The organism is Chryseobacterium phosphatilyticum (assembly GCF_002899825.2).
Lineage (GTDB): Bacteria > Bacteroidota > Bacteroidia > Flavobacteriales > Weeksellaceae > Chryseobacterium > Chryseobacterium phosphatilyticum.
In genome coordinates this window covers 216,860-237,354 of the sequence record NZ_PPED02000004.1, presented here as the reverse complement: position 1 = coordinate 237,354, position 20,495 = coordinate 216,860, and the positions used below count along the sequence as shown (strand labels likewise).

The window sequence follows — 20,495 nt, the reverse complement described above, 5'->3', positions numbered from 1 at the left end:
AAGTGATGAAAAATATAATATCAACTTTATTCCTTTTTTCAGGATTGATGTTGTCTGCTCAGATAGGCATTAATACAGATTCTCCAAAAGCAAAACTTGATGTAAATGGTGATGCGAATTTAAGAAAGAAAATAATGGTATCGAATACCACGGATAATACACTTTCAGAAGGGAAAAATGATCAACTTCTTGTTTCTCAGGGTGAAGGCTATGCCCCTATTTGGAAAACACTTCGTATTCCCGAATATGAACCAAACAAGTTTTATCTGATATTCAATAACTCCTTCTCAGATAAAAACGGGATTGAGTTTTTAACTTCTGAAGAACCTGTTATGACCACTTCTAAAGGAGCTACCTTTACCAAAGGGGCAGATATCAGTACATTGAAAGGATTTAAAAAAATTGATGGTCTTTCTCAAACAATCAGTGTGTTTAGTACTGAGAGTAAGGCTTATTTTCAGTTTGAAACTGTTGTACAGGCAAATTTTGCGGGTAATGGTTCCCCAGATACTTCTATAGACTATACCTGTGGTATTTTTGTCGATAATAAGCTGATTAATATGAGACAAAGGAATTTAAAGGCAATTAATTCTCAGTATCCTTTCCTTACTCACAACCAAATCGGAATTGTAGCCAACCTTTCCAAAGGAGACCATACAGTAAGTGTAGCATGTTCGAGACTTGCATCATATGGCGATACTTCTAAAAAGCTGGCTATTGGAAAAAATACGAGTACCAATATTAACAACTTTATTGCACAATCCTCTTTAAAAGTGGATGTTTATGAAGTTCCGCAAGTATTTAATCCGATAATAAACTAAAAAACAATTATGAAAAAAATATTTTTTACTCCATTCTTACTGATGATCGGATGGGTAAACGCTCAAATCGGAATTAATACGGCAAATCCTGTCAATACACTAGACGTAAACGGTGATTTAAATGTAAGAAAAGAGATAAGAACTGGAGGAACAGATTTATTGAAAGGATCGGCGGGAAATGCAGGAGAAATTTTTCATAACAACTCAGAAATGCAGGCCAACGATTGGAAAAGTATTAAAATTGCAGACGGACAAGGGAGTATGTCTTTGTTTTCAATCAATACGACAGCAGATCAGACCGGAGTTTCATTTACAGGAAATGGTAGCCCCGTTCCTTACAATGATGGGGATTCTATTAATGGTTGGAGTGTACTACCCGGGAATTCAGATACTTTTTCTGTGACAAACAGCAACAATAAGGTGACATTTTCTTTTCAGACTACTGTTCAGAAAACGGAAACAGATGCGTCAAGTTTTGCGTGCGGGGTTTTTGTGGATGATGCACTGAAAGCAGTAAGAACAGATGTTTTGCTGGGTGAAAAAGGAGCGTATAAAATTTTTAATCTTAATGCTACCCTTGCTAATCTTACTCCTAAAAACAAGTATGTTGTAAAAGTTGCCTGTATAAAAAGAACGATCAGTAATAATATATTGGGAATAGGAAGAGCGGTTGATGGTACATTCCTTAGTAATGACATGTCTCAATCCGTTTTGACAACTTCTGTATTACAACCTTATTAATTTTTAATTTTCATAATAAACAATAATTAAGAATCTAAAAACGTTATGTTTTTAGATTTTTTTTGTTTATTATCTTTATTTATTGTGAATTTGTCTGCAAAAATTAATCGGTTTTATCGAAAATTGAATTATATTTGAAGATGTTAAAACTAATTTTCTATGGCGAAAAACTATTTTCTTAAACTATTTGCCGGTATTGCTATTTTTGGTATGCTGGCTTCATGTAATACTACTGCAGATCCTACGGAATCAATTCCTAATCCGGATCCGGGGGTTCCCCCTCCAAAAATTTTAGAAAAGGTTTCTGTAAACAATGTTTCCCAGGAAGAATATGTAAGCACCGCAGGAATATTGGATCAGGCAATTTTTAAAGATGAAACATCTGCTTCCGGTGCCAGCTATACCGCAACTTTAACCTATACCATAGGAGCTGATAATAAAAAGAAAGACATTAAGACGATAAGCTTTGTAAGTTCCTCATCTACAAGTTTTAAATATGTTTTTGATATCACTCCGGATAGCAAAGGGCAAATTTACAATGCAACCTGTATTGCTACAAATCCGAATGCCGGACTCTCATATTTAAGTGATTATACTTTTACTTATGATGTCACTTCAGGCAAATTATCTAAAATTCTGGAGAAAAGAAAAGAAGGAGGAATCAGTGCATACAATAAATTTATTGAATATGCCTTTACCTATAACGGAGAAAATATTTTCCAGACGATCTGTTCAAAAGGAATACTGGATATCAATGGAAATCCGAATATGGGTACAGCAACTCAGTCCAAATATAGCTTTCAAAACTATGATAATCACAAAAGCCCGTTTTCTACTCTTCCCAAAACGTATTCCATCGTCCGAAGTTTAATAGATCCGGCTCATTTCTATAAGGCATCTCCGAATAATCCAACTTCAATGTATATTGAAATTCCATTAAAACCTTCGGTTAATACTGCCCAAAGTTATAGTTATGACAATCAGGGATACCCAACGGTTGAGAAAAATCAGAAAGTGGCGTATACCTACAAAAATTTTTAGGAAGACTGTAGCCACGATATTACTTAGAATATAAATAATCATATAATTTTAATATAAAAAAATTATATTTGTCAAAAAATAATCAATTATCAGGAAATGAAACAAATTTTCTATTTTATTTTATTAATAGCAGGCTTTTCCTCAATACACTCCTGCAAAAGCTTATTAGATGAGGAAGGAAATCCTTTGCTGGATCTGAATAACACAGGAGGTTTATCTGGTCCCAGAGCATTATATAGAGAAATTACAGATAAAGATACCATAGCCGAATACTTTTATAGTGGGCTTCTGGTTAATAAAGTAATTACAGATAGTGCATCGGTTACAGACATTATGTACAGTGGTGATAAAATCAGCCAAATTAACTTCAATGGTTTCCTGGATCTTGATGGAAACGGAAAACTAGATAAGGACAGTGTATCATATACTCAATTGTTCACGTACGGACCTAATAATAAAATAGATAAGATTTCTGAAAATCGTTCTATTTTTAGAAGACCACCACCTGTTCCACCGGCAACAACACCGGGACCACAGACTTTGCTAAGAAAAGAAAAGACTTTATATAATGTGTACTATAATAACAGTACAGCAAAATTAGATTCTATCATTATGAGAAATGGTCCTGATGCAGCAGGAACAACTTTTGCTTTTACAGCATATTCAAAAACACGATATACCTACGTAGGGGATAATGTCTCTAAAGTAGTAAGACATTATGGACCTTTAGGAGCCGGAGATGTGTTTGGTGCGCCAACCACAAAATATAGCTATGAGTATTATGCTTATGATGATCAGATAAGTCCATTCACGTTATTGCCTCATGCTTACAAGCTTTCAAGATTATTGTCTACGGTAATTAATGATAAAGAAAGTCTTATTCTTTCTCCAAACAACCCTAAGAGATGGTCGGTGACAGATCTTTCGCCACCTATTCCAACTCCGATTGTAAAGAGTACAAACTATGTTTATGATCCTCAAACCTACATGACAAAAGGATATGGTGTTAATTATATTTATAAACCTCAGTAAAATCCTTTTTTAAGAATATTTAAACTCAATCTTCCGAAGATTGAGTTTTTTATTTTTTATCTCTTAATTTTGCAAAAAATTTCTGATGAAATATTTAATAGTTGGCCTGGGAAACAAAGGCGCAGAATACGAAAATACCCGACACAATATAGGTTTTAAAGTAGCAGAGAAAATTGCGGAATCCATGGATGTATCATTCAATACCGCAAACTTTGGCTGGATGGCAGAAGGTAAACACAAGGGCAGAAAAGTTTTCGTCCTTAAACCGGATACCTATATGAATCTTTCAGGAAATGCTGTAAGATACTGGATGCAGAAAGAAAATATCCCTTTAGAAAATGTACTGATTGTGACGGATGATCTTGCACTTCCTTTTGGAACATTAAGAATGAAGGGGAAAGGTTCCGATGCAGGTCATAACGGGCTAAAAAATATTAATGAAGTATTGCAGACTCAAAATTATGCGAGGCTTCGTTTCGGGATATCTGCTGATTTTGCAGCCGGCCGTCAGGTTGATTACGTATTAGGAACCTGGAGTGAAGAAGAAGCAAAAACACTCTCTGAAAGAATTGAAACCTTTTCCAAAGCGAGTCTTTCTTTTGTTTTTGCTGGTATCAATAATACCATGTCAGCATTTAACGGAAAGTAGGAATACTATTACAAAACCCAATTGCGATAAAAATAAAGGCCATCGGATTTCCGATGGCCTTGTTGTTGTGCTTTAAAATTTGATTTCCAATCAATTTGACCAGAGCAAAGCTCTGTTTTATATTATTTTTTGTACTAGCTAGCTGAAATATGGATAATTTAATAATCTTATAACCAGGTTACGGCACCGGTTTCAACATCATAATTGGCTCCAACAATTTTAATTTTACCCTCTGCTTCAAGATTTTTAAGAGTAGAGCTTTGTTTACGGATATCCTCAATTGCATTTTTTACGTTCTGCTGATTAAGTCTTTCCAATAGTGCACTGTTTTTTGACGAGCGCTCTTCATTTTCTTCAATCACTTCATCGATGATTGGGCTAAAATGATTGATCAGGTGGTTTAGGTTATCCATTCCCATTCCTTCAATCTGTGCTGCATCAAGACCTCCTTTTAATGCTCCGCATTTCGTATGGCCCAGAACTACGATCAGTTTAGAACCTGCAACATTACAACCGAATTCCATTGAACCAAGAATGTCCTGATTAACAAAATTACCGGCAATTCTGATACTGAACACATCTCCCAGCCCCTGATCAAAAATTAGCTCTGCAGAAGTACGGCTGTCTATGCAACTTAAAACTACAGCAAAAGGCCACTGTCCTTCACGGGTAGCATTTACCTGCTCCAGAAGATCTCTGTTTGCTTTAAGATTGTTGACAAACCTTTGGTTACCTTCCTTTAAAAATTCTAATGCTTTTTCAGGAGTAATTGTTGATTGAGTTTCGTATGTATGTGCTTTCATATAATTGTATTGTTTGAATTTAAAGTTAAAAAATAATTGATAATAAATGAGCTTACATAGCTCTTTTGTGAGTAATTAATATGTGAGAGTCTTCGCTTCTTTCATAATCTCTGTATGAAGTTTTGAAGCCTAAAAGCTCTACATTGATATCTTCTTCTTTTGCCCGTATATTGGCAAAATCCTGAATCATCTCCAGAACATCTGTAGCAATGTATGAGGTATCTCTCGCATCAATAGTTACAGTAGAATTAGGTTTGATATTTTTAAGCGTTTTTTTAATAGCGGCTTTATTTAAAAATGAAACTTCCTCAGCCAGTTTGATCTTGATTCCATCTGCATCATCCAGTTTTTCTCTGCTTAAATAATACGCTCTTTTCATATTTCCCTGAAGGATATAGAAAATAGAGATGGCAAGACCAATTCCCACTCCTTTTAGCAAATCTGTTGCTACCACGGCTACAACCGTTGCAACGAATGGAACAAACTGGAATTTTCCAAGATGCCAGAAGTGCTTGAAAGTAGCCGGCTTTGCCAGTTTATACCCTACTAAAATTAATACGGCAGCAAGAGTGGCAAGTGGAATGAGATTGAGGATGAAAGGTATGGTAAGTACACATACCAGTAATAATACACCATGGATCATTGCTGATGATTTAGATGTAGCTCCGGCATTGGCATTAGCAGAACTTCTTACCACCACAGAAGTCATTGGAAGCCCTCCGATGAAAGAGCTTATCAGGTTTCCTATTCCTTGTGCTTTCAGTTCAAGGTTAGTGTCTGTGATCCTTCTTTGTTTGTCTAATCTATCCGATGCTTCAATACAAAGTAAAGTTTCAATAGAAGCTACAATGGCAATAGTTGCTCCTACGATCCATACTTTAGGATTCGTAAATCCTGCGAAATCAGGCATAGTGATCAGATTCTTAAAGTCATCCAGTGTTTTTGGAACAGGTAATAGTACCAAATGTTCCTTCGCAATAGCCAAAGAACTTCCGGACATTTTGAACAGTTCATTGATTAATATTCCGGCAACAACTGCCACTAAAGCCCCCGGAAGCATTTTCATTCTTTTTAAAACCGATACTTTATCCCATGCAATAAGAATGGCAACAGATACCAGCGTTATGATGATTGCTCCTGCGTGAATATCGTTAATCAGTTCATTGAAGTAATTGAAATTGATCCCATTATCGAAAAGACTTTCATGGCCTTCGTGATCTTTGTCATATCCAAGCGCATGAGGAATTTGTTTTAAAATAATAATAATACCGATAGCGGCAAGCATTCCCTCAATAACGTTATTGGGAAAATAATTTGAAATACTTCCTGCTCTTATGAATCCTAAAACCAATTGAATGAGCCCTGCAATGATACCAGCGCAAAGGAACAGTTCAAATGCTCCAAGATCAGTGATTGCGGTAAGAACAATCGCCGTAAGGCCTGCAGCGGGCCCTGAAACGGAGATGTTGGAATTACTAAGAAATCCAACAACAAGTCCTCCTACAATCCCTGCTATAACCCCGGATAACGGTGGTGCGCCGGATGCCAGAGCAATCCCTAAACACAGAGGGAGTGCTACTAAGAATACAACGAGTCCAGAAGGGAAATTCTCCTTGATTCCTCCTAAAAATGATGTTTTTTTCATGATATTTTTGAGAATATTATAACCGATCGATTTATCTCTAAATCATCAATTATAAAAGATTGGAAATTTAATTTTAAAGCACGCACATGATATCCACTGCCTAAAAAAGACAGGAATAACTATAAAAAAATCTAATTATACTTTAAAATTAAGCTTCCGGAGGCGGAGAAAATATAGTAAGTAAGGGAGCCAGATGAAAAGAATCATCCAGCGGTACAAAAGACACACCCTGAGGGTCAGGTTCTGAAAACTTCAGATAATCAAAGACATCCAAAGGTTTTGGAAGCGTCTTTTCATACACAATTAATGAGGATGGATGAGAATGTGGCTCTTCTTCATTGACTATTATATTCGTTCTCAGAATATCCCAGCCTGCTACCGCAGCAATGCTTGGCAGCGCTGTAAAATTCAGAAAAAACGTTAATACAATAATACTCCAGAATTTCATTTTACATTCTTTTTACAAGACTATTTAGTCTTTTTGTTCATGACCCAATCAGAACCTGTAAGATTGTAGATTTTCTGAATGTCTTTCAAGATTTTCTCAAAATCAATCTCCAAATCGATGATCTTACCCGTTCTAAGGTCAAATACCCAGCCGTGTACAATAGGTTGTTCTTCTAAAATATATCTTTCCTGTACACATGCCATTTTGATAACGTTAATACACTGTTCCTGAACATTAAGTTCCACAAGTCTGTCATAACGCTTGCTTTCATCTTCAATAGAATCAAGCTCGATCTGATGCAGTCTGTAAACATCACGAATATTTCTCAACCATGGATTTAATAATCCAAGATCCTGAGGGGTCATCGCTGCTTTTACACCCCCGCAGTTATAATGCCCACATACTACAATGTGTTTTACTTTAAGATGTTCTACAGCATATTGGATTACTGCTGTGGAGCTCATATCTAAAGTATTGACAACATTAGCAATGTTTCTGTGAACAAAAACCTCTCCGGGTTTTGCCCCCATCAATTCTTCCGCTGTTGCTCTGCTGTCTGAGCATCCGATATACAGATAATCAGGATGTTGAGTTTTTGCCAGCTCGTGGAAGAAATTCGGATCTTCTGATATTTTGGATTCTACCCATTTTCTATTGTTTTCAAAAATAACTTCGTACGATTGTGACATAATTTTAAATTTTTAAAAGGTTTATAATTATTTGTTTCGTTTAAATTATTTTTAAAATCAATAGATCAAATCAATAATCATGCAAAAATATACTTTTTGCTGAAGAATCAATCACCTTTAACAAAGTTTAATATTAAAATATGCTTAAAATCATATGTAATATTGTGATATACTTTGTTTTTAGCATGATGATTATCCATTCAATAATCCCAACGTTTAAAAACTAAGATAAAATTACAAAGTAAAAATTAAACTTTGCCATTTGAAAATTAAAATATTCTTAATTTTTAAATAAAAAACTCCTTTAAGGAACCGGCCGGTTTTTTTGAAATATTATATTTTATTATTGATATAACCCTTTGTTGCATTGATTGCCGGGGTAATCTTTCCAGGATTTCCCATCACTACCGAATCAGCTGGCACATCGAAATTGACATAAGAATTGGGAGCAATAAGAACATTGTCCCCGATGTGGATATTTCCTACAATAACAGCATTGGGACCAATCCATACTTCATCACCAATGACCGGAAACCCTTCATTTTTTCCACGGTTTTGTTGCCCTATGGTAACACCTTGTGCAATATTACAGTTTTTTCCGATTTTTGCTTTCGGATTAATGACCAATGCACCCCAGTGTCCAAGATAGAAACCTTCCCCGATCTCTGTCTCAGGATAAATCTGAAAACCATATTTGATCTGATAGTGTCTTAATGCAATTCTCCAAAATATACCTGGAATCGATTTTTTTTTGTAGGTCTGTGCTTTTCTCAGAACATAAATATAATGAAGGTTGGGGTTGATGCACTTTGCCCAAATCCCAAATGTAGAAAGCCACTTGCCGCTTTCTCTATAAAAATCTTTTTGTATTGCTGTGTAATCTGACATAACAAAATATATTTATACTTCGTCAATAATTTCCTGAAGATAGGTTACTGATTTTTGTAAGACAAATGGAAGATCTGTATGGGCTATTTCTTTTTCATAATGTTTGGATAACTCCTTTTCAGTGAGTAATTTTTTCATCCCTTCATAGATTCCGTCTTCGGAATTGGGAGTGATTATCCCCAGTTTCCCATCCTGAAGGAGATCTTTGATTCCGGAAACATCAGTAGAAACAATAGGTTTATTCAGAATAAGTGCTTCTGCAATAATCGTTGGGAAACCTTCATGCCTGGAAGACATGACATAAAAATCTGATTTTTTCAGATAAGGATAAGGATTGCTTCTGAAACCTAACATCTTAACGGTACTCTGTAGCCCAAGCTGATTCAGTTTGGATTGAATGGTGTCAAAATCAAAGCCGTCACCGATGATGATGATCTGGTGTTTCAGCCCTTCATCAATCAGTTTTTTATGAACGTCCAGAAGTCTGTCGTATCCTTTTTGAGGATATACAGTACCTATAGTGATAAATGTAGGAAGGTCTTTAGAGAAAGGATAATCATTGATGTCTGCATTGGCTTTTTGCAAGGTATCTTCTTTATCGATAGGATTGAAGATTTTGACAACTGATTGTTTTTCTTTGTCATTTATTGCCAGCTTTTGCATCTCTTCTTTAAGTTTGTTGGAAATAACAAGAATCCTGTCAAATTTGAAAAACTTCCTGATGATATCCGGAGTATATTCTTTTAGATTAAAAATATCATTCTGAATCCAGATAATCTTTTTTGACTCTTTCTGCGGACTGGATAAGAGCTCTCTGTACATCCCATGGATTGCTGCAATTTCTACATCGTATTTTTTATTCTTTAGTACAAATCGGTAAAGAAGTGAAGGGAACTTCAGAAACATTTTCTGATAAAGAACTCTGAAAGCCTTTACGGGAATTTCATGAGGCTTGTTGGTGGTGATCATTTCACCTTTGATCAGGTAATATAAATTGACCCATGATGGTACTTCCTGAATGTACATGCCGGTATAAAGGTTAATAAGCAAATCAACTTCGTATTTGTCTTCCGGCAGGTTTTTCAGAAAATTAATTAAAACTTTTTCTGCACCTCCATGTCGTAGGGAACCGATTCTGATAAGGATTTTCTTTTTTTCAGTCATTTATTTTTTAATGGGTTTATAGGTATATGGAAGATTCTTTTTAATATAATCTTCCAGTTTTGCCCGGTCAAGTTCCAATTCTCTGGGGTATATGCTGTTGTTTTTTAACGCTTTATCACCATATTCTTCAATGGTACATATGTATTTTGCGGGAACCCCGGCATATACCGTTCCATTGGGCATGGACGAAGTTAAAATTGAGCCGGCTCCCAGAACACAGTTGTCTCCCATTTGTACACCCAGCATAATGATACAGTCTGCACCAATTAAACATTGTTTTCCAATTTTTATTCTACCGAATGCTCTTACATCCTTATATTTTTCAAAAAAATGTAAGGCATTATATCCTCCATCATGGTTGATGAGTCTTACATTATTTGAAAATGTAGTTTCATCCCCAATTTCAATCAAAAAAGGTTCGGTTCCAAATTCGGGAACTTCTACAAAACGAACATTTTTTCCTACTTTTAATCCTTTTGCAATACAAATTTTAAGGTAAATTTGCTGGATGAAATATTGATAGGTCGTATGAATTTTCAATATGATACGGTATAGCAATATCATTATTCTAAATTTGTTTTTCCTACAAAGAAAAGAATTTCTATGATAAAAATTTCTAAAATAGCATATTATTTGCCTCAGTCAGTTCTTACTAATGAGGATCTGGAAAAAGAATTTCCTGAATGGAGTTCTAACAGAATTAAAGAAAAGGTAGGGATTACTCAACGTCATGTTTCTGCTGAAAATGAAACGGTTCTGGATCTGGCGATACGATCTTCAGAAAAGCTTTTTGAAGGTTATGATAAAAATAAAATTGATTTCATTCTTTTTTGTACACAAAGTCCTGATTATTTCCTGCCAACTACGGCTTGTATTCTACAGGATAAATTGGGTTTAAGAAAGAATATAGGGGCCATGGATTTTAATCTGGGCTGTTCCGGATTTGTGTACGGCCTGGCATTTGCAAAAGGTTTAATAGCTGCAGGAATTGCCCAAAGTATTTTATTGGTTACTTCAGAAACATATACCAAGCACCTTAATCCTAAGGATAAAGGAAATCGTAGTATATTCGGGGATGCATCTGCATCTGTCATCGTTGAAAAAGCGGATAATAAAAGAGATTATAAATTCTGTTTGGGAACGGATGGAAGTGGAGCTGAAAATCTTATTGTTAAAAAAGGAGCTTTCAGAACTGACTTTCAATTGAATTCTGATCATGAATTTAATGCAGATGATCTTTATATGAACGGACCTGAAATTTTTAATTTTACCATCGAAAATATTCCGGGGCTGGTAAAGGAAACGCTGGAAACAAATGAACTGACAATGGAAAATATAGATCATTTTGTTTTTCATCAGGCGAATTCCTTTATGCTGAACTATTTGAGAAAAAAAATAAAAATACCGGCAGAAAAGTTCTATATTGATATGGAAAAAACCGGAAACACCGTTTCAGCAACGATTCCTATAGCCTTAAAAAATATGATAGATAAAGGAATGCTGAAGGAAGGAGACAAGGTTTTATTGGCGGGCTTTGGAGTGGGGTATTCCTGGGGCGCAACCATATTGGAGATTTAAAGAATATCATAAATAAAAAATATATGAAGACATCCGTTTTTTTAGAAAAATTGCAAGAAGAATTAGAAGAAGAACAAGCGCTTACGGTGGATACCAATCTGAAAGAATTAGAAAGTTATGATTCTATCAGTTTGCTTTCAATCATTGCATTTGTTGATGAAAACTTTGAGAAAACAGTGGATACAAAAGATTTTAAAGATGTAGAAACCGTTTCAGATCTTATGAAAGTGATCGGTAATGAAAACTTTGAAGATTAATGAATCAGTTTTCACTAAAAGATAAAACTATTCTTATTACAGGGGCTTCTTCCGGGATCGGGAGAAGCTGTTCTGTAGAATGCAGTAAGGCTGGAGCCAACCTGATTTTGATGGGCAGGAATGAAAAAGAAATGGCAAAAACGATATCCATGCTTGTCCCGGATGTTAGAGTTGAAACTATTATTGCAGATATTACAGGATGCCATAATCTTGAAGAATTGATTGCGGACAAGGTTTCTGTAATGGGAAAAATTTCAGGATTCATCCACTGCGCCGGAGTTGAAAAAACGCTTCCCTTAAAAAAACATACCGTACAACTATATCAGGATATTTTTGCCGTGAATGTCATCGCAGGATTTGAGATTGCAAAGATCATATCCCTTAAAAAATATAAAACCGAAACTTCTAGTTTTGTGTTTGTCTCTTCTGTAGCAGGAATGGTAGGGGAAATAGGAAAAACAGCATATTCATCGAGTAAAGGAGCCCTTATTTCCGGTGCTCGTTCTATGGCTATGGAGCTTTCAAGAAGTAATGTACGGGTCAACAGTATCAGCCCGGCAATGGTTGATACTCCGATCTTAGAGAAAATGTTTGAAAGTATTGGAGAAGAAGCTGCTGAAGAAATCCTTAAAAAACACCCTATGGGAATCGGAAAACCCGAGGATGTAGCAAATGCCTGTATCTTTCTTCTTTCTGATGCTGCAGGTTGGATCACCGGCTCCAATCTCGTAGTAGATGGAGGATATTCTGCTCAGTAATTATCCCTGATAAAGATCCTCAATAATACCTTCTACGGCATTGAAAATTTTCTGATTGTCAAACTGACTTTCGATCGTTTCAAGGTTCTTTTTGATCCTGGAAGTGAGTTCAGTATCGGTCAGGAATGTTTTCATTGCTTCATACATCTCATTCGTGTCATACTTGATGAGGTAACCTGTTTCTCTGTCTTTGATCATAATGCCTACGTCACCGGTATCTGTAGCGATAATTGGTTTTTGCAGGATGAGAGCTTCAGCAATCACCAAAGGCCATGCTTCAGACTCGGAAGGAAGTATAAAATAATCCGCATTTTTGATGTAAGGATAGGGGTTCATCCTGTTACCTGTTAAAATAAAGCTATCCTGAACATTATTGGTTTGAATCTGGTCGGTAAGATTTTTCATTTCTTCGCCACTCCCAATGACCATAATGCTATGCTTAAATCCCTCGTCAATAAGCTTTTTATGAGCATCTATCAGTTTATGGTAGCCCTTTCTGCTGTGAAGACGACCTACAGAGACAAAAACAGGACCTTGAGGAAGGGGTTCTATTTTTTCTTCTGCTTTTTTCTTTATTTCCTCAATGGGAATAGCATTGATCACAACACTTTCCGACGGATATTGTAAATCCGGATAGCATTGGTGCATAAGATCCTTTATTTTTTGAGAGCAATAGATCATATGGTCGAATTGAGGAAAGTTATGCAAAATGTCCGGAACTAAAGGCTTCATTGCCGGGATATTGATTTCTGAGTGAAACCATCCTATCTTTTTTGATGCCTTATTACTGGAATTAATAACTGATGAAAATGTGGTATAAGTAGGAGCTATCTCTATATCAAATTTTTTATTTCCCAATATGCGATCAGAAAATTTTTGATCTTTCATCGCGCGGGAGAGTTTTATTCTTCTGCGGATAAGCTGGAGCTTATGAATAAGTGGATTTTTAGAAAAGCCTTCTTTCCCTTCAGTCATGTATATTTTTTGTACATGTTTTGGAAATTCATTCCTAAGTTCCCCCTGATTGAGATTGAGGTATACTGTAATGTCAAATTTTTCAGGATTCAGATTGTTGAGCATACTTAATATCACTTTCTCAACACCTCCCATTTCCATAGAGCGGTGTCTGAACAGAACCTTTATTTTCTTATTTTCTGACATTATCTGAAAAGTTTTTGTAAAGTAATGAAGATTTTTTTCTTTATCCTATGTAAAGGTTTGTTTTGATATTCAAGAAGTGCAAAAATTTCCTTTTGATCGGTGTAGGTTTCCGGAACTTTTTTACCGTTGATGCTTTTCAGGTTTCTTCTCTTCATGGTATTAAACACTACCTGAGCAAAATATTCATAAGATTTTCCTTTGTTATCATTTTGGGAAATTCCTCCGGCATGTGTTCTGTACAGATAATTGGTTTCATCAATAAAATAGACATCCCCTTTTTCATACAATTTTAAATAGAGATCCTGATCTTCTGAAATTTTAAGTGAAGTGTTCATTTTTGCAGTTTGCTCATACACCTCTTTTCTGAAATTTACGAAATGGCTGATCTGTATCGGATAATTGAAAAAATAGGGATCGTTGTTTCTTACCTGCATCGCAGATTTAAAAGGAGCCAGCGGTTTAAGATTTTTATCACAAGCCATAAACCGTGAATAGGAAAGGACTACATTTTTCTTCTGTTGAAAAACATTCATTGCAGATTCAATAGCTGTTGGAAGAATAGCATCATCCGGATCTACAAAACCGCATATTTCCCCTGTAGCCAGCTCAATAAGTTTACTTTTGGTAACCCCTACGCCAGAATTTTTTTCATTCTCAAAAAATTTAAACCTATTGTCTCCTGCGATAATCGCTTTTATTTGTTCTTTTTCCTCTTTTGAAGAGGCGTCATCCAGAATAACAGCTTCCCAGTTTTTATAGGTTTGTAGAAGTAGGGAATCATAACAATCCCTGAATAGCGCAGAATTGTTATAATGAGCAATGAGTACGGAAAATTTCATGCCTGGGTTTAAAGTGTATTGAGTATTAATTCTTGTTTGTTAATTACCTGTGTGTTAGGGAGAACATCCTGATAAATGGTGCATCCAGCACCAATAATACAATTATCGCCGATTGTTACCCCTTTCAGTACCGTTACGTTGCTTCCCAGCCAGCAGTTATTTCCTATTTTGATGGGAGCCTTCGTAAATTTTGAAGGGTATACTTTAAATTCAGGGGAGGTTTCATATACATGGTTGTGATCATAAAGCTTTACATTTTCACCAAACAATGTATTGTTACCGATTGATATATGGTCCAGGCAATTAATTGAACAGAAATTATTCATAAAAAAATCAGTTCCTATTTCTAATGATGCATTTTCTAAAACTACGATCGAAACATAGTTCCTAAAGTCGGCTGATGTCCCTATACTTACTTTTTTCAGGTTTTGATGAAAGATAAAATGAGTTCCTACTCCCAATCTTATATTTTGAGAAGTAATATTAGGATGTTTTTTGAGCAGAGAGAGCTGCTTTTTTCTTTGAATCTTTTCGAGAAAACTGTAAAGCATAGGCTAACTTTTTTTTCATTTGAGTTAGACAAATATAATCTGTTTTAGATAAATGAAAAAAAAAATCTTTACTTTTGCCTTATTAAAGCCAACACAGTGAGTGAAATAGCAAGAGTTCTCAAAACATTTATAGGGTATATAAAAAGACCCGATCTTTATCCGGAGCTAGGCCGGAAAATTATTAAAAATACGATCAACAGAGGTAACGCTTTTAAAGGAAAAGAAAAAACACATTTCTGGGCTGCCGAAAGGGCAATAACGCAGAAAGAAGCCATTTCAAAACTTTTTGGGCTTGAAATGGATGCTTTTCGAAAAGATTATCAGGAAGTTTTAGCTAACGCTGCACAGAAAGAAAAGGATTGTCCTGTAAAAATGGGAGGTCCGGGAGCATTAGAATTATTGTATTATGCCTGTGAGTTTACCAATGCTCAAAACGTAGTGGAAACAGGAGTAGCATACGGATGGTCTTCCCTTGCCTCTCTTTTGTCTCTAACGAAGAGACAAGGTACATTATACAGTTCGGATATGCCTTACCTGGCACAAGATGGTGATCAATATGTAGGCTATGTAGTTCCTGAACAATTAAGAACCAATTGGAAACTTTTCCGGTTTGCAGATAAAGAATCATTGCCTAAAATATTTGCTGAAAACGCTGTTTTTGATGTTTTGCATTATGACTCAGACAAAAGTTATAATGGAAGAATCTGGGCTTATGATGAGTTGTATAAACACCTGAAGAAAGGAGGCGTTTTCATCAGTGATGATATTGGTGATAATTCTGCTTATCAGGATTTTTGTGAAAAGAACAGGGTTGATACGACTGTAGTAGAGTATGAGGGAAAATATATTGGTGTTTTTATCAAATAGTCTTTAGAATAGCTACAGTTAATTGTTGAAAAATCGTGAGACGTTTCCGGATGCAGAAAAGTTTGTATAAAACTTACAATACAGCGCTGTTTAAGCAGTTTTTATGAAGATCCCACAGATTACATTTACCCGGTTTCTTGCGGCTATGGCAATTGTCATTTCCCATTTCAACAAAGACATGTTTCTATACAAAATAGACTACATCTCAAATATCTTTCTGAAAGCTAATGTTGGTGTAAGCTACTTTTTTATTCTTTCCGGATTTATTATGATTATAGCCTATCACAGGAAGGAAAAAATAGGGTATCTGGATTACTATAAAAACAGATTTGCAAGGATCTACCCTCTTTATGTACTGGGGCTTCTGCTTTATCTGGTCACGAAATATTCTAACTTTAGTTTTTATAAAGGATTTTTGTATTTGTTTGGATTGCAAAGCTGGGTTCCGGGAGAAGCAATGGTTCTTAATTTTCCTGGCTGGTCTATTTCAGTGGAGTTTTTGTTCTACCTGATCTTTCCATGGCTGTATAATTATTTTTATTCTAAGGGGAATAAAAGCATTTGGATCATTACCATTCTTATCTGGATTGTAACGCAGGTATTTTGTAGTCTGTATGCAGATTCATCGTATTATCAGGGGCCTCATACACAAAGCCATGAGTTGTTGTACTATTTTCCGCTGATGCATATTAATGAATTTTTAGTTGGAAATCTGGCAGGATTGTTTTTTATGAAAAATCATAAACGAAAAAACTATGACCTCCCTGTGATCATTATTTTCGGGTTGGTGCTGTTGTCTTTGGTCTTTCTTCCTCTTTTCTATCACAATGGATTAATGGCGCTGCTGTTTATTCCGCTTATTGTTTTAATATCAAGAAATAACGGAGTGCTGACAAAAATATTTTCATTAAAACCGTTAGAATACCTTGGAGAGGCAAGCTATGCAGTGTATATTACCCATATTCCTGTTTTATATATTTTGAGAGAGGTTTTAAGAAAATATCAACTTGATATTGACAGCATGTTTGCAATTTATATGGTAATTCTTATCATGACTTCAGTGCTGTTTTATCAGTTTATTGAAAAGCCGTCAAGAGATTATCTTAAAAAAATAAAAATTAGCTGAGAATATTTATTTTTGTGTAATTTAAAACACTCAAAATGATCGAAAATAAACGTTGTTCCCAAAGAAATAGCATCGAAAAGAAAGTTTCATTGCTTATGGGAAGTGTTTACATATTAATAACTTCTAACAAGGCAATATGTTATTTAATTCTATAGGATTTCTTATTTTTTTACCGATCGTATTCTGTCTTTATTGGTTTGTTTTCAATAAAAAGTTTCAACAACAGAATAGATTGTTGCTTTTGGCAAGTTTTTATTTCTATGCTTGTTGGGACTGGAGATTCCTTTTCTTACTCATGTTTTCAATTGGGCTGGATTACTTTTCAGGGATTAAGATTGAGAACAGTAAAAATAAAAATGAAGCTAAATTCTGGCTTACTTTAAGTATTGTGATCAATCTGGGTTTTCTTGGATTTTTTAAATATTACAACTTCTTTGTAGGAAGTTTTGCAGAACTTCTTAACGGGTTCGGATTCAAAGCGAATGTCTGGCTTCTTAAAGTTATTCTGCCGGTGGGGATTTCCTTTTATACATTTCATGGGCTTTCTTATGTCATAGATGTATACAAAAAAAGAATTAAGGCAGAACGGGATTTTACAGACTATGCTGTTTTTGTCAGTTATTTTCCTTTGCTTGTGGCTGGTCCTATAGAACGAGCAACCCACTTATTGCCTCAGATCCAAAAAAAGAGAGTATTCAATTATGAGCAGGCTGCTGATGGGATGCGCCAGATTCTTTGGGGATTTTTCAAGAAAATGGTGATTGCGGATAACTGTGCACCTTTGGTCAATGAAATCTTTACTAATTACCAGACGGAAAGCCCGGGAACTCTTGCGATTGGAGCCGTATTGTTTGCTTTTCAGATCTATGGTGATTTTTCCGGGTATTCGGATATTGCTTTAGGGGTTTCCAGATTGTTTGGTATTGAGCTTCTTAAAAATTTTGCATTTCCGTACTTCTCAAGAGATATTGCAGAATTCTGGAGAAGATGGCATATTTCACTTTCATCATGGTTCAGAGATTATCTTTACATTCCATTAGGGGGAAGTAAAGGAGGGCTTCCCATGAAAATCAGGAATACATTTATTATTTTCCTCGTTTCCGGATTCTGGCATGGTGCTAATTGGACATTTATTATTTGGGGCGGGCTGAATGCTCTGTATTTTATGCCACTTTTGCTTACCAATAAAAATCGTCAGAATCTTGAAGTTGCAGCACAGGGTAAACTATTACCATCTTTTAAGGAAAGTCTTCAGATGTTTATTACTTTTATGGCGACCTGTATTGCCTGGGTTTTTTTCAGGGCAGCCACCGTTAGTCAGGCATTTGAATATATAAAAAGAATTTGTAGTAAGGATCTGTTCACTATACCCCATCCATTGCCTGTAAAAATAATAGCATTGGTGGGATGTATGCTTCTGGTAGAATGGATCAATAGGGAGAAGTTTCACGGACTGGAAATAAAGAGGTTCAGCCCGTGGATAAGACGTTCGTTTTATGTGGTAATCATTTATATTATTCTCCGCTACGCTAACTTCGGGAATAATGAATTCATTTATTTTCAGTTTTAGGATGAAAAAGTTTTTAATAAAAATACTACCTTATTGTATTGCAGTAGCGATTATATTTGCTGTATTGGGAAGCTTTGCTGACGGAAATACAGATGACAATTATATGCATTTTGCGGTCAAAAAACCGCAGAATATTATTTTAGGGGATTCCAGAGGATCACAGAGTGTGGTGCCGGGAGTTTTGAAAAATAAGTTTTCCAGGGAATTTGATAACTTTTCTTTGAATATTGTTCAGTCGCCATACGGGCAGGTGTATTTTTCGGCGTTAAAAAGGAAGTTAGATCCTGAAACTAAAGATGGAGTTTTCATTTTGACTGTCAATCCATGGAGTTTATCATTGGATAAAAACGTGAGGAACTTCAAGGAATATCCGGAATATCATTCGCCTTTAAATGACGTATACACATACGATCGGGCTCCGAATTATGAATACCTTTTAAAGCATTATACGAGAAGCTGGTTTAAAATCTATACCGAAAGGGAAGCTGCAGTTGGGAAATCAAATTCATTCCTTCATGAAGACGGGTGGATGGAAATTAATGTGGATATGAATCAGGATTCTGTTCAGGCCAGAACCAGGCAGAAGGTTATATTTTATGAGAAAATTGCAAATCAGGTTGAATTATCAAATGACCGTCTGAGAGCTTTTGACGAGATCATTAATTACCTGAGGACCAAAGGAACGGTTTATCTTGTCCGGATTCCTACCTCCAGAAATATTATGGCTATTGAAAATAAAAAATATCCACATTTTAATAAATTATTACAGGATATTTCTCACAAACAGAATGTGAAATTTTTTGATTTTTCCAATAATACTGATGATTACAGATATACTGACGGGAACCATATGTATAAAGAATCAGGTAAGATTTTTACTTCCAGACTTGCAGACTCTATTCGGGCAGGGAAGACCCTAAAATAAACTGTTTCTAAAATTGATATTGTAAACTCCGGAACGTATACTCTGATAGTCTGATATAAGGTTTTTTAGAATCATGCCCCACTTTTTAGGTGCCGGAGCATTGGCAATCTGGAAACTTCTGTAGATTCTGTTGATATGAAGTTTTATATGATCTGGAATTGTTTTTTCATTTTTAGCCCAATCATCTACTTCTTTCCATAAGAGAATTCTGGTCGTTGCAGGATTTATTTTTTTAGCATCTACCATAGTGATTCTGTTGTTTTCATGTACCCCTCTCATCGCCACAGCCTTATCCAGTATTCCCGGATGCAGATCAAGATAAAAGGAGAGGCGAAATAAAAATTCCGTATCCTGATGAAGCCTTAAGCTGGATTTAAATAATGGATTCATTTTTTGAATCAGCGCATCTTTCCTTATTGTTAAAGCATCAATACTAAATAATCCAAAAGCTCCCAACATAAAAATTTGACCTGGAAAAACCTCTTTTGGATTGTGTTTTTTGTAAACGGTAGTCAGTTTATCTCCAAATACGGGATAATATTGTTCTCTTGCTTTCTCTGAATAATAATGAACCCCCAGAGCGCCGTAAACTCCTTCTACCTCAGATTTTTTAAATAATTCTTTTTCTGCATCAAACCTGTTGGGAAGATAGTAATCATCTGCATCCAAAAAAGCAATGAAATCTCCTGTAGATTTTTCTATTCCCAGATTTCGGGTAGGGCCGGCTCCATGATTTCCTTTGTCGGGATGCTGATACAATTTTACTCTGTTGTATTTTTCAACAAGCTGCTCACATATCTGTAAAGCATTGTCAGGAGATTGGTCTTCAATCAGGATCACTTCATGCACTTCATCAAATTGAAGAGCAGACTCTACTGCTTGAGTTACGAATTTTTCGGCATTATAAACAGGGATTATTACTGAAATTTTCATTTTTACTAA

At 35.5% G+C, this 20,495-nt stretch carries 23 protein-coding genes; 12 read left to right on the top strand and 11 right to left on the bottom strand.

All coding sequences use genetic code 11. The features are described 5' to 3' along the window. The first annotated feature begins 5 nt into the window (after window positions 1–5). The 5 genes from C1631_RS16820 to pth all read left to right on the top strand — a co-directional run bounded on the left by C1631_RS16820 (window position 6) and on the right by pth (window position 4,284). Window positions 6–821, top strand: a complete 816-nt coding sequence (locus tag C1631_RS16820) for a hypothetical protein (protein WP_109713488.1) — start codon at window positions 6–8, stop codon at window positions 819–821. Between the two features lie 9 nt (window positions 822–830). After that, complete coding sequence (locus tag C1631_RS16815) at window positions 831–1,562, top strand: hypothetical protein (protein WP_103249876.1); 732 nt, start codon at window positions 831–833, stop codon at window positions 1,560–1,562. Between the two features lie 159 nt (window positions 1,563–1,721). Then, complete coding sequence (locus tag C1631_RS16810) at window positions 1,722–2,603, top strand: hypothetical protein (protein WP_109713486.1); 882 nt, start codon at window positions 1,722–1,724, stop codon at window positions 2,601–2,603. Between the two features lie 96 nt (window positions 2,604–2,699). Then, complete coding sequence (locus tag C1631_RS16805) at window positions 2,700–3,635, top strand: hypothetical protein (protein WP_103248824.1); 936 nt, start codon at window positions 2,700–2,702, stop codon at window positions 3,633–3,635. An 85-nt stretch (window positions 3,636–3,720) separates the two neighbouring features. Beyond that, a complete protein-coding gene (gene pth, locus C1631_RS16800) occupies window positions 3,721–4,284 on the top strand; it encodes an aminoacyl-tRNA hydrolase (RefSeq protein ID WP_103248823.1) in 564 nt (187 codons plus the stop codon). Between the two features lie 167 nt (window positions 4,285–4,451). Here pth and C1631_RS16795 read toward each other — a convergent pair whose 3' ends face one another. From C1631_RS16795 to C1631_RS16765, 7 genes are all read right to left on the bottom strand, one after another. After that, window positions 4,452–5,087, bottom strand: coding sequence for a carbonic anhydrase family protein (locus tag C1631_RS16795; RefSeq protein ID WP_103248822.1), 636 nt, complete (start codon window positions 5,085–5,087; stop codon window positions 4,452–4,454). Between the two features lie 52 nt (window positions 5,088–5,139). After that, entirely contained in the window at window positions 5,140–6,732 is a 1,593-nt protein-coding gene (locus tag C1631_RS16790) for a SulP family inorganic anion transporter (RefSeq protein ID WP_103248821.1), read from the bottom strand. Between the two features lie 148 nt (window positions 6,733–6,880). Further along, window positions 6,881–7,180 carry a hypothetical protein gene (locus tag C1631_RS16785; protein ID WP_103248820.1) on the bottom strand — a complete coding sequence of 100 codons (300 nt, stop codon included), beginning with the start codon at window positions 7,178–7,180 and terminating at the stop codon, window positions 6,881–6,883. A 20-nt stretch (window positions 7,181–7,200) separates the two neighbouring features. After that, window positions 7,201–7,869: a carbonic anhydrase gene (locus C1631_RS16780; protein WP_109713484.1), complete on the bottom strand. Its 669-nt coding sequence runs from the start codon at window positions 7,867–7,869 to the stop codon at window positions 7,201–7,203. Window positions 7,870–8,202: 333 nt separating this feature from the next. Then, on the bottom strand, window positions 8,203–8,757 hold the full coding sequence (locus tag C1631_RS16775) for a serine O-acetyltransferase (protein ID WP_103249708.1): 555 nt from the start codon (window positions 8,755–8,757) through the stop codon (window positions 8,203–8,205). A 12-nt stretch (window positions 8,758–8,769) separates the two neighbouring features. Further along, entirely contained in the window at window positions 8,770–9,921 is a 1,152-nt protein-coding gene (locus tag C1631_RS16770; RefSeq protein ID WP_103249709.1) for a glycosyltransferase, read from the bottom strand. Next, window positions 9,922–10,485, bottom strand: a complete 564-nt coding sequence (locus C1631_RS16765; RefSeq protein ID WP_109713482.1) for an acyltransferase — start codon at window positions 10,483–10,485, stop codon at window positions 9,922–9,924. 39 nt (window positions 10,486–10,524) lie between these two features. Here C1631_RS16765 and C1631_RS16760 point away from each other — a divergent pair, with 39 nt between their 5' ends. Genes C1631_RS16760 through C1631_RS16750 form a run of 3 tightly spaced genes read left to right on the top strand, consistent with a single transcriptional unit; the run spans window position 10,525 to window position 12,514 of the window. Next, window positions 10,525–11,499, top strand: coding sequence for a 3-oxoacyl-ACP synthase III family protein (locus C1631_RS16760; RefSeq protein WP_103247444.1), 975 nt, complete (start codon window positions 10,525–10,527; stop codon window positions 11,497–11,499). A 23-nt stretch (window positions 11,500–11,522) separates the two neighbouring features. Further along, window positions 11,523–11,756 carry a phosphopantetheine-binding protein gene (locus C1631_RS16755; protein ID WP_103247445.1) on the top strand — a complete coding sequence of 78 codons (234 nt, stop codon included), beginning with the start codon at window positions 11,523–11,525 and terminating at the stop codon, window positions 11,754–11,756. Further along, window positions 11,756–12,514, top strand: a complete 759-nt coding sequence (locus C1631_RS16750) for an SDR family NAD(P)-dependent oxidoreductase (RefSeq protein WP_109713480.1) — start codon at window positions 11,756–11,758, stop codon at window positions 12,512–12,514. Before C1631_RS16755 ends, C1631_RS16750 begins: the two co-directional genes overlap by 1 nt. Here the strand turns inward: C1631_RS16750 and C1631_RS16745 are convergent, their stop codons facing one another. Genes C1631_RS16745 through C1631_RS16735 form a run of 3 tightly spaced genes read right to left on the bottom strand, consistent with a single transcriptional unit; the run spans window position 12,515 to window position 15,065 of the window. Continuing rightward, window positions 12,515–13,675 (bottom strand): glycosyltransferase, encoded by a 1,161-nt coding sequence (locus C1631_RS16745; protein WP_109713478.1) that lies wholly within the window; start codon window positions 13,673–13,675, stop codon window positions 12,515–12,517. Beyond that, window positions 13,675–14,514, bottom strand: coding sequence for a glycosyltransferase family 2 protein (locus C1631_RS16740; RefSeq protein ID WP_103247448.1), 840 nt, complete (start codon window positions 14,512–14,514; stop codon window positions 13,675–13,677). The genes C1631_RS16745 and C1631_RS16740 overlap by 1 nt, the downstream gene beginning before the upstream one ends. 8 nt (window positions 14,515–14,522) lie before the next feature. Beyond that, window positions 14,523–15,065: an acyltransferase gene (locus C1631_RS16735; protein ID WP_103247449.1), complete on the bottom strand. Its 543-nt coding sequence runs from the start codon at window positions 15,063–15,065 to the stop codon at window positions 14,523–14,525. Between the two features lie 96 nt (window positions 15,066–15,161). Here C1631_RS16735 and C1631_RS16730 point away from each other — a divergent pair, with 96 nt between their 5' ends. From C1631_RS16730 to C1631_RS16715, 4 genes are all read left to right on the top strand, one after another. After that, entirely contained in the window at window positions 15,162–15,932 is a 771-nt protein-coding gene (locus C1631_RS16730; protein ID WP_103247450.1) for a class I SAM-dependent methyltransferase, read from the top strand. A gap of 103 nt (window positions 15,933–16,035) precedes the next feature. Further along, the gene (locus tag C1631_RS16725) at window positions 16,036–17,058 is read left to right on the top strand and encodes an acyltransferase family protein (RefSeq protein ID WP_103247451.1); all 1,023 of its coding nucleotides are present in this window, start codon (window positions 16,036–16,038) and stop codon (window positions 17,056–17,058) included. A 136-nt stretch (window positions 17,059–17,194) separates the two neighbouring features. Further along, on the top strand, window positions 17,195–18,628 hold the full coding sequence (locus C1631_RS16720) for an MBOAT family O-acyltransferase (protein ID WP_109713476.1): 1,434 nt from the start codon (window positions 17,195–17,197) through the stop codon (window positions 18,626–18,628). 1 nt (window position 18,629) lies between these two features. Continuing rightward, window positions 18,630–19,553, top strand: coding sequence for an SGNH/GDSL hydrolase family protein (locus C1631_RS16715; RefSeq protein ID WP_228441291.1), 924 nt, complete (start codon window positions 18,630–18,632; stop codon window positions 19,551–19,553). Here C1631_RS16715 and C1631_RS16710 read toward each other — a convergent pair. After that, window positions 19,545–20,486 (bottom strand): glycosyltransferase family 2 protein, encoded by a 942-nt coding sequence (locus tag C1631_RS16710; protein WP_109713474.1) that lies wholly within the window; start codon window positions 20,484–20,486, stop codon window positions 19,545–19,547. The genes C1631_RS16715 and C1631_RS16710 overlap by 9 nt on opposite strands. Between the last annotated feature and the right edge of the window lie 9 nt (window positions 20,487–20,495).

What these genes read in the sequence shown, in the direction of transcription:
- C1631_RS16820 (WP_109713488.1), top strand. Translation starts at nt 6, where the DNA reads ATGAAAAATATAATATCAACTTTATTCCTTTTTTCAGGATTGATGTTG.
- C1631_RS16815 (WP_103249876.1), top strand. Translation starts at nt 831, where the DNA reads ATGAAAAAAATATTTTTTACTCCATTCTTACTGATGATCGGATGGGTA.
- C1631_RS16810 (WP_109713486.1), top strand. Translation starts at nt 1,722, where the DNA reads ATGGCGAAAAACTATTTTCTTAAACTATTTGCCGGTATTGCTATTTTT.
- C1631_RS16805 (WP_103248824.1), top strand. Translation starts at nt 2,700, where the DNA reads ATGAAACAAATTTTCTATTTTATTTTATTAATAGCAGGCTTTTCCTCA.
- pth (WP_103248823.1), top strand. Translation starts at nt 3,721, where the DNA reads ATGAAATATTTAATAGTTGGCCTGGGAAACAAAGGCGCAGAATACGAA.
- C1631_RS16795 (WP_103248822.1), bottom strand. Translation starts at nt 5,087, where the DNA reads ATGAAAGCACATACATACGAAACTCAATCAACAATTACTCCTGAAAAA.
- C1631_RS16790 (WP_103248821.1), bottom strand. Translation starts at nt 6,732, where the DNA reads ATGAAAAAAACATCATTTTTAGGAGGAATCAAGGAGAATTTCCCTTCT.
- C1631_RS16785 (WP_103248820.1), bottom strand. Translation starts at nt 7,180, where the DNA reads ATGAAATTCTGGAGTATTATTGTATTAACGTTTTTTCTGAATTTTACA.
- C1631_RS16780 (WP_109713484.1), bottom strand. Translation starts at nt 7,869, where the DNA reads ATGTCACAATCGTACGAAGTTATTTTTGAAAACAATAGAAAATGGGTA.
- C1631_RS16775 (WP_103249708.1), bottom strand. Translation starts at nt 8,757, where the DNA reads ATGTCAGATTACACAGCAATACAAAAAGATTTTTATAGAGAAAGCGGC.
- C1631_RS16770 (WP_103249709.1), bottom strand. Translation starts at nt 9,921, where the DNA reads ATGACTGAAAAAAAGAAAATCCTTATCAGAATCGGTTCCCTACGACAT.
- C1631_RS16765 (WP_109713482.1), bottom strand. Translation starts at nt 10,485, where the DNA reads ATGATATTGCTATACCGTATCATATTGAAAATTCATACGACCTATCAA.
- C1631_RS16760 (WP_103247444.1), top strand. Translation starts at nt 10,525, where the DNA reads ATGATAAAAATTTCTAAAATAGCATATTATTTGCCTCAGTCAGTTCTT.
- C1631_RS16755 (WP_103247445.1), top strand. Translation starts at nt 11,523, where the DNA reads ATGAAGACATCCGTTTTTTTAGAAAAATTGCAAGAAGAATTAGAAGAA.
- C1631_RS16750 (WP_109713480.1), top strand. Translation starts at nt 11,756, where the DNA reads ATGAATCAGTTTTCACTAAAAGATAAAACTATTCTTATTACAGGGGCT.
- C1631_RS16745 (WP_109713478.1), bottom strand. Translation starts at nt 13,675, where the DNA reads ATGTCAGAAAATAAGAAAATAAAGGTTCTGTTCAGACACCGCTCTATG.
- C1631_RS16740 (WP_103247448.1), bottom strand. Translation starts at nt 14,514, where the DNA reads ATGAAATTTTCCGTACTCATTGCTCATTATAACAATTCTGCGCTATTC.
- C1631_RS16735 (WP_103247449.1), bottom strand. Translation starts at nt 15,065, where the DNA reads ATGCTTTACAGTTTTCTCGAAAAGATTCAAAGAAAAAAGCAGCTCTCT.
- C1631_RS16725 (WP_103247451.1), top strand. Translation starts at nt 16,036, where the DNA reads ATGAAGATCCCACAGATTACATTTACCCGGTTTCTTGCGGCTATGGCA.
- C1631_RS16720 (WP_109713476.1), top strand. Translation starts at nt 17,195, where the DNA reads ATGTTATTTAATTCTATAGGATTTCTTATTTTTTTACCGATCGTATTC.
- C1631_RS16715 (WP_228441291.1), top strand. Translation starts at nt 18,630, where the DNA reads ATGAAAAAGTTTTTAATAAAAATACTACCTTATTGTATTGCAGTAGCG.
- C1631_RS16710 (WP_109713474.1), bottom strand. Translation starts at nt 20,486, where the DNA reads ATGAAAATTTCAGTAATAATCCCTGTTTATAATGCCGAAAAATTCGTA.